General features: G+C 56.8%; 9 protein-coding genes. 5 read left to right on the forward strand and 4 right to left on the reverse strand.

Annotation, left to right across the window (positions count from 1 at the left end):
• The first annotated feature begins 160 nt into the window (after window positions 1-160).
• Window positions 161-622 carry an FAD synthase family protein gene (locus tag Y707_RS0107275; protein ID WP_026534576.1) on the forward strand — a complete coding sequence of 154 codons (462 nt, stop codon included), beginning with the start codon at window positions 161-163 and terminating at the stop codon, window positions 620-622.
• Window positions 623-650: 28 nt separating this feature from the next.
• Here Y707_RS0107275 and Y707_RS0107280 read toward each other — a convergent pair whose 3' ends face one another.
• Together Y707_RS0107280 and cysC are read right to left on the reverse strand one after the other, a co-directional pair.
• Window positions 651-1,280 (reverse strand): sulfotransferase family 2 domain-containing protein, encoded by a 630-nt coding sequence (locus Y707_RS0107280; RefSeq protein WP_026534577.1) that lies wholly within the window; start codon window positions 1,278-1,280, stop codon window positions 651-653.
• Between the two features lie 152 nt (window positions 1,281-1,432).
• The gene (gene cysC, locus Y707_RS24240) at window positions 1,433-2,695 is read right to left on the reverse strand and encodes an adenylyl-sulfate kinase (protein ID WP_081744696.1); all 1,263 of its coding nucleotides are present in this window, start codon (window positions 2,693-2,695) and stop codon (window positions 1,433-1,435) included.
• Between the two features lie 305 nt (window positions 2,696-3,000).
• Between cysC and Y707_RS0107295 the strand changes: the two genes are divergently transcribed.
• The 3 genes from Y707_RS0107295 to Y707_RS0107305 are packed head-to-tail and all read left to right on the forward strand — an operon-like array spanning window position 3,001 to window position 5,999.
• Complete coding sequence (locus tag Y707_RS0107295) at window positions 3,001-3,789, forward strand: 3'(2'),5'-bisphosphate nucleotidase CysQ (protein ID WP_253905096.1); 789 nt, start codon at window positions 3,001-3,003, stop codon at window positions 3,787-3,789.
• A 41-nt stretch (window positions 3,790-3,830) separates the two neighbouring features.
• On the forward strand, window positions 3,831-4,748 hold the full coding sequence (cysD, locus tag Y707_RS0107300) for a sulfate adenylyltransferase subunit CysD (protein WP_026534580.1): 918 nt from the start codon (window positions 3,831-3,833) through the stop codon (window positions 4,746-4,748).
• A complete protein-coding gene (locus Y707_RS0107305) occupies window positions 4,749-5,999 on the forward strand; it encodes a sulfate adenylyltransferase subunit 1 (RefSeq protein ID WP_026534581.1) in 1,251 nt (416 codons plus the stop codon). It abuts the gene before it with no gap.
• A gap of 15 nt (window positions 6,000-6,014) precedes the next feature.
• Here Y707_RS0107305 and Y707_RS33435 read toward each other — a convergent pair whose 3' ends face one another.
• Window positions 6,015-6,446: a glycosyltransferase gene (locus Y707_RS33435; RefSeq protein WP_081744697.1), complete on the reverse strand. Its 432-nt coding sequence runs from the start codon at window positions 6,444-6,446 to the stop codon at window positions 6,015-6,017.
• A gap of 57 nt (window positions 6,447-6,503) precedes the next feature.
• Here Y707_RS33435 and Y707_RS33440 point away from each other — a divergent pair, with 57 nt between their 5' ends.
• The gene (locus Y707_RS33440; RefSeq protein WP_162150192.1) at window positions 6,504-6,992 is read left to right on the forward strand and encodes a CDP-glycerol glycerophosphotransferase family protein; all 489 of its coding nucleotides are present in this window, start codon (window positions 6,504-6,506) and stop codon (window positions 6,990-6,992) included.
• Here the strand turns inward: Y707_RS33440 and Y707_RS0107315 are convergent.
• A partial coding sequence (locus Y707_RS0107315; RefSeq protein WP_155852811.1) for a glycosyltransferase occupies window positions 6,921-7,642 on the reverse strand: 722 nt, incomplete at its 5' end. The genes Y707_RS33440 and Y707_RS0107315 overlap by 72 nt on opposite strands.

Below are 7,642 nucleotides of genomic sequence, written 5' to 3' on the forward strand. Positions count from 1 at the left end.
GAGCCCCGCCCGCGCCTTGGCTGGTCGACCGTCTGGCGAATGGCACGGCATGGGCGGCCGCCGGTTATCTGAGCGGCCTCCACAAGATCCGGGCCGTTCCGCCCTAAACTGAACAGCAGCTATGACCGATGAAATGAGAATCTTGGAGTGAGGTAGGACTATGACGAAAACGGTTCTGACGTATGGGACTTTCGATCTGTTCCACATCGGACACCTGAACATCCTCAAGCGGCTGAGCGAGCTGGGAGACAGGCTCATCGTTGGCGTTTCGACAGACGAGTTCAATGCCATTAAGGGGAAAAAGCCTATTGTCCCCTTCGACCAGCGGCTGGAAATAGTCCAGGCCATCCGCTATGTCGACCAAGCCATTCCGGAAGACCGCTGGAGCCAGAAGCGTGAAGACATTGACACGTACAGGGCGGACGTCTTTGGAATCGGCGAAGACTGGAAGGGGAAGTTCGACGACCTCGAAGACAGGGTGGAGGTCGTCTACCTTCCACGTACCAGCGGGATTTCAACGACTGAGATGAAGCGGGTGTTGAGCGCCTTTGACACCAAACATGTCGAGGAACTGAAGAAGACGCTGGACAGCATCAGCCAGATCGTAAAGGAATTGAGCTGACTGTCCAGCGGCGGCAACCGGTTCCCTTCTACAATGGATAGCCGAAAGAAGTGTAATCCTCGCCATAGATTTCTTTGACCTTAGCCTCCATGTCCGGCGAGACAATGACATCGCTACTGGAAAAGCCAGTTTGCTGCTTACCATCCTTGAGTTTGGGGATGTCCGGGTTTAGCCCCAGATCCAAGCGTGCGTTGAGGTCGTCCACGACGCCCCGCATGCCGTCCTCGAACCGGTAGACGCTACTGTTCGGAAGATGGAATTCCACTTGCCGCCTGAGGTGGTTGTCGAAAACGAAATTATCCCGGGCGTACTGCTTAAACACCTTGGCGCCCCAGCTATTAACTGACTCTGCGTCTACGACCTTCAGGTCTTTTCTATTGCGCCAGATGTATTCAGATTTGAAACGTGACAAGGGGTCGCGAACCATCATGAAAATTTCGTCGAAGTTCCCGAGCCGGAAGTTCATTTCCAACATGTCGGCGTGCATGTGTTGGGGCGTGCACCGGCGTACATGATTTACTGACGCCGGGCCGACTTTTCCGTCCAGATAGAGCGTTTGGTAGCCGCTTTCCCTGAAGACCTTTTCTATTGTTGACCCACCGGTCTTGGGAACATGGACGAAAAGAATGTTTCTTCCGTCTTTTCTGAAGATTGGCACTCTCTAGAGCCTTCCTGGAATTGGCGATCTGGCTTGGGCGGGCGGCACCTCAAGCAACCTGGCCCGAAGAAACGGACATGGGATAGTTAATCTTGCGAAATACAGAATACTTGATTCGGAGCGGACTCTGGCGGAGCGCCGCCCCGCCTCATTCAAGCCCCCGGGATGGCGGAGTGCTGCGCAATGAGTCTGAGTACGGCGTCGGTTGCTTCCTTTACGGAAGTCACAGATGTATCGACGACATAGTCTGCATCTGCAGGCTCGTCGTACGGCGAATCGATGCCCGTGAAATCCGGGATTAGACCAGCTCTGGCCTTCGCATAAAGTCCCTTACGATCCCGCCTCTCGCAAACCTCCAATGGTGTCGAGACATGGACAAGAATGTACTGACCTGCACGTTCTGCAAATTCGCGGACACGCTTCCGACTTTCGTCGAAAGGAGCAATCGGGGCGCATACGGCAATGCCCCCTGCGGACGAAATCAGTGACGCGACCCAACCGATTCTCTCCACATTGGTATTCCGGTCCTCCCGAGTGAAGCCCAACCCTGCGGTCAGGAATCGTCGCACATCGTCGCCGTCGAGCAGGATCGCCTGACGGTCATCGATGGTTTGTATTTGTTCGAGGACGGCCCGGGCCACAGTGGACTTTCCTGACCCGGATAGGCCCGTGAACAGGACCACCATCCCTCCTGGGCGGGGGGATGCGGTGTCGCTTCGCGCCGGCTCGTGAAGGGAAGAAAAGTTGAGCACCTCACGTGCGCCCAGGCGCCGCAGGACAAAATCGCCTATAGAACCTTCGCCCTCATGAGTTGTGGCAGCGTAATCCGGTACAACTAAGAGGTTGGCTTCGGCTTTTTCCAATGGGCCCGCACACGCGCGCACCGCCGCCAGCAATTTTGCCAACTGGTTGTCGGTAGCGTCTCCTGCTCCCGACAGGGCAATAAGGTGCAATTGAGCATCCGATTTTTGTGCTGTCGCCACGGCTAAGGCGAGTTGCTCCGCCGTTGGCGCACAGTCAAAGGCTGCCACGATTTGGACCGTTCCGGAAGCATTGAATGGGGCGGTGATCCGCAGGTCCCGTGCGGCAGAATGCTCGGGCTTCTGCAATGGCGTGAGCGGACCGGCAAGATAGACCGCATCTGGTGGTGCTGCTTCGGTGGAAGTTACCTCCAGCCGGGCCAGAGGTGTGCCATCGGGGTCCGCGAGCAACAACGCGCCGTATTCCGTGGCTTTCTCGGCAACGCCCCGGGGGACTGTGAGCAACGGCTCGACTGGGAGGTTCGATGGCACTTGCCCCGGGAGCATATACGACGTCGTGCCCAGCAGCCCGCCCATGAGTAACTCAAGTGTGTCGAGAATGCTGTAGTCAAGTGAGTGGCTTGGTTCGTGCAGTACTTCCTGCCACGGCGTCATCTAAGGTCCTTTCGAAGGCATTCGCGTCTTGGTGTGCGGATTCGAACGTTAGGACGTAATTGATTCCGGCGACGACCGCCATCATCATACCCGCGACAGGTTGGAAAGTACCCGGGACTCCGGCACGGAGCCGTTCGTGGATCGCTCCGGACACCCAGGTCATTGGCCATGGGCTTTACTGTAGTTTTCCTCACACTGTGGAACAGGAATTCTGGAGGATTGAGGAGAGGGCGCCTATGGTCTGTAAGGTAATTCCCGAAAGGGCTACCAGCTTTGGCAGCCTCACAACGAACATGGAGTCATGGGTGGAGTTGGAAGAGTGGCTGAGGAATGAATTCAGCCAGAGCGAAGCCGACGCGGCATTCGCATCGCATCTTGCAAGCGCGGCTGGCCGGATGCTGCGGGATTTTCGGTCCGAGGCGCTGGCAGCTGGAATCGGGAAAGACCAGCTGAAAGACGAAGGTGACGCCCGGTCCCAAGCCTTGATGAGCTCGGTTCTGTCTTTCGCCCGCCCGGATGATGCCGTCCTTTCGGAGGAAGCCGCTGACGATATTGCACGCGTCCACGCGAATCGCGTCTGGATTATCGATCCCCTTGATGGCACCCGTGAATACTCCGAGAATCGTCACGATTGGGCCGTGCATGTTGCGCTCTGGGTCGATGGATCCCTTAGTGCCGGTGCGGTTGCGCTGCCTGGCGAGGACATAGTCCTCGGCAGTGCAACAGACGTTGGGCCCTCCAACGCCGTCCATTCGGGCCCAATCAGAATAGCCGTGTCCAGGAGCAGGGCCCCGCAGTTGGTTTCGGATATCGCTGCTTCACTCGACGCTGAGCTGGTGCCGATGGGTTCGGCAGGATATAAGGCTTCCGCCGTCATCAGGGGTGAAGTGGATGCATACATTCACGCCGGCGGGCAATTCGAATGGGATTCGGCCGCACCCGTGGCTGTGGCAGTGGCGCAGGGCCTGCATGCTAGTAGAATTGATGGTTCGGATCTTCGATACAATCAGGAAGACCCTTATCTGCCTGACCTACTGGTATGCCGTGCCGACCTGGCCGACCAGTTGCTGAGCGCTATCGCACAATTTAAATGACACTGACAACGGAAGTTGAGAGACGGACGGGATGTGCACACATGAGTACCGCTAGCGGCTCTAAATATAATCTGAGCCAACTCAAGGCGCTCGAATCGGAAGCGATCTTCATCATTCGTGAGGTTGCCGCCGAACTCGAACGACCAGCGATGTTGTTCTCCGGCGGCAAGGATTCGATGGTGATGCTTCACCTGGCGGTTAAGGCTTTTGCCCCTGCCGCAGTACCCTTCCCAATTGTGCACGTGGACACCGGGCATAACTTCGATGAAGTCCTTGAGTTCCGGGATCAGGAAGTCGAGCGGTTGGGTCTGAATCTGGTCGTCGGATCAGTTCAAGAAGCCATTGATAGAGGAATCGTGGCGGAGGAGCGCAATGGCTCCCGGAACCGTATCCAGACACCGGTCCTCTTGCAGACCGCGGAGAAGCACGGCTTCAATGCACTCATGGGCGGGGCCCGCAGGGATGAAGAGAAAGCCAGAGCCAAAGAGCGGGTCTTCTCATTCAGGGACGAGTTCGGACAGTGGGATCCCAAGAACCAGCGGCCCGAGCTATGGAATCTCTTCAACACTAAAGTTCACCCTGGCGAAAGTATCCGGGTCTTCCCGCTCTCCAACTGGACTGAGCTGGATATCTGGAGCTACGTCGAGCACGAAAACATTAATCTTCCATCGATCTACTTCGCCCACGAGCGTGAAGTATTTGAGCGGAATGGCATGCTGATGGGAGTTCACAGGTTCTGCCAACCGCAAGAGGGCGAAGAGACGTTCATCGAAACAGTTCGGTACCGGACCGTCGGCGACGCCAGCCTGACCGCAGCAGTTCGCTCCTCAGCCACGACGGCTGCAGACATCGTTGACGAAGTCGCGGCATCACGTATTACCGAACGCGGAGCCACCCGTGGGGATGATCGAGTTAGCGAAGCGGCTATGGAAGACCGCAAGAAAGAAGGATATTTCTAAATGGACCTCCTGCGATTTGCAACGGCTGGCTCGGTCGACGACGGTAAGAGCACCTTGATAGGCCGGTTGCTTCACGACTCGAAATCCATTTTCGAGGACCAGCTGGCGGCTGTGGAAAAAACGAGCCGCGCCCGTGGAGACGAATACACCGACCTGTCGCTTTACACCGATGGCCTCCGGTCTGAGCGGGAGCAAGGCATCACTATCGATGTTGCGTATCGCTACTTTGCCACGCCGGAGCGGAAGTTCATCATCGCGGACACTCCGGGGCACATCCAGTACACGCGCAATATGGTCACTGGTGCCTCAACTTCGGACTTGTCCATCGTCTTGGTGGACGCACGGAAGGGTTTGGTGGAGCAGAGCCGCCGTCATGCTTTCCTGGTCTCCCTCTTAGAGGTTCCACACATGGTGGTGGCCGTGAACAAGATGGACTTGGTCGACTGGTCGGCGGATGTCTTTAAAGAGATCGAACGGGACTTCGCAGAATACGCGACCCGCCTCAATATTGCCGACTTGACTGTCATTCCCGTGTCTGCGCTCAAGGGCGATAACGTTGTGTCACGTTCGGAAAACATGCCATGGTACGAGGGCCCGTCGCTTTTGCATCATCTGGAGCACGTTCATATTTCGAGTGACCGGAACCTCGTTGACGTCCGCTTCCCGGTTCAGAACGTTATTCGGCCCAAGAGCGACGACTTCCACGACTATCGCGGCTATGCCGGTCGCATCGCCGGCGGCGTGATGAAACCCGGTGACGATGTCATCGTACTACCCAGTGGGTTGCCTACAGAGATCGAGTCGATTGATACCGCCGACGGGCCGCTCGAAGAGGCTTTCGCGCCGATGTCTGTCACGATCCGGCTGAAGGACGATATTGATGTCTCGCGCGGTGACATGATTTGCCGGCCGAACAATCAGCCACATGTTACCCAAGACATAGAGGCTATGATTTGCTGGATGGACCATGCTCCACTCGTGCCCGGCACGAAGCTTGCCATCAAGCACACCACGCAGTCCGCCAGGGCCATGATCAAGGATCTGCACTACGAGCTCAACATCAATACACTGCATCGCAACAAAGAGGCAACAGAGCTCAAGCTGAACGAGATCGGGCGGATCCGCTTGCGGACGACCAAGCCACTGCTTGCAGACGAGTACCATCGCAACAGACTGACCGGTGGCTTTATCCTGATTGATGAATCGACGTACAGCACGGTGGCGGCGGGAATGATCGTCAGCGCCGAATAGCCGGCCGTTTCACAGTCATGTCATGCATGCCCCGGGGTGGTCCAAATAGAGGATGCGCCCCGGGGCACTTTTGGCGGTATCCATGGGAAAGTCCGCGCATCCAGGCCCTCGCGTGGTTACGGTATCCATATTCGCGGGACCAAGTGTTCGACGACTAAGCTCAGTCCACGGCCCCAATAGCCCGGTAAATTCTTCCATCGCCCGCCTGTTGTACGCATCCGCGTCGAAGAACCCGGTGGGAATTTCCTTTCGGATAGCCTTACGCATGCCCTCTGCGAGCGCTTCATCATCCTGTTCGACAATTAACCCCATCCCATCAGGAAGGGCGCTCTTCGCTGAACCGAATGCTGTGGTCAGAACTGGCAGGCCCAGAATCAAGGATTCAAGGATAACCATCGGCTGGCCCTCGTAGTCGCTTGACACCACCATGCAATCCGCCGCGGCCATGAGGGCGGCCGCGTTCGGTTGTTAACCGGCAAATGTGACGGAACGGTTCAACCCGTAGTGGGCAGCGACGTCACGCAGGTATGCGGCCAATGGTCCGCTGCCGACGATGATCAGACGAGTCGCGGGGCTCCCGTCATCTTTTACCAATTTGACCGAGAAGAATTTATCGGTTCGTGGGGTTCTCATCTGGGTCTGGATGTCGAGTTACCGGGTCCAATTCACAGTACCCTCAATGGGGTGATGGAGGAGGTACAGGCCAGGATTGCTGTTGAATGCGAAATGGAGCCCCGGTATCAACGGCGCGCGGACCAATTTTTGACCTACCGGGACACTGGCAGTAATCAACGAATATTCTCCTGCGTGGTGGCTGACCGTACTCAATCCTCAGGTATCGGCGGCGTATTGGCTCGCCCTCTAGCCTTGCTGAATTTGCTGCTCAAGCAGTCCGTAAATCCTGGATCTGGTCAGGGACCGTCAGACTCTGAAACTCAAATTGCCATGGATCGTAGAGTAGGCGTCAACGCCGTCGTCGATGCTGCCCGTTGAAATGCGGACAGATTGCAGTCCGTCTCTTCCCAGTATCTCGACGAAGGCGTCATAGACCGCCTTTTTATTTCCGGCCAGAATTTCGGCGGGCCACTCGGCCGATACACGGAAATAAGTGTCTGTTTCGCGGGCAACGGCAGTGATATTGGACCGGTAGAGATCCTTACCGCCGCGCTCACGGAGCGCGATCGTAATGGGGAATACCGGAACACCGACAGGGGCCGGAGGTGCATCGAAACGGATACTGCATTTGATGGACAACCGATTTCCGCTTACGGCAGTGTCTCCATTTTCCGCCTGGATAGCGCCCTTCCAATCAAGGCCGGCTTTCCATCGTTTGGCGTGGTCGAGGGCGGCCAGCCAAAGCGGTACGGTTGCTTCGTCGGAAAAGTCGCCCGACCTCTTGACGGCAGCCTCCCGCATGGCGGCCCGCTCAGCAGCAGGTAGGAGCAGGAAGTCGTGGATTGTTTCTTTGAGCGCCTCTTCTTCCCCCAGGGGAACCAGGAAGCCGTTAACCCCATGGTCAATAACTTGGGAGGGGCCATAATTCATGTCATAGCAAATGGGAATACAACCCATGGCCATGGATTCGAGAATAACCAGTGGCAATCCCTCAGAGTGGCTCGTGAGCAAGGAATACGAGGACCTTG

The sequence above is a fragment of the Arthrobacter sp. H14 genome, assembly GCF_000520495.1.
In the GTDB taxonomy this organism is placed as follows: domain Bacteria; phylum Actinomycetota; class Actinomycetes; order Actinomycetales; family Micrococcaceae; genus Arthrobacter_C.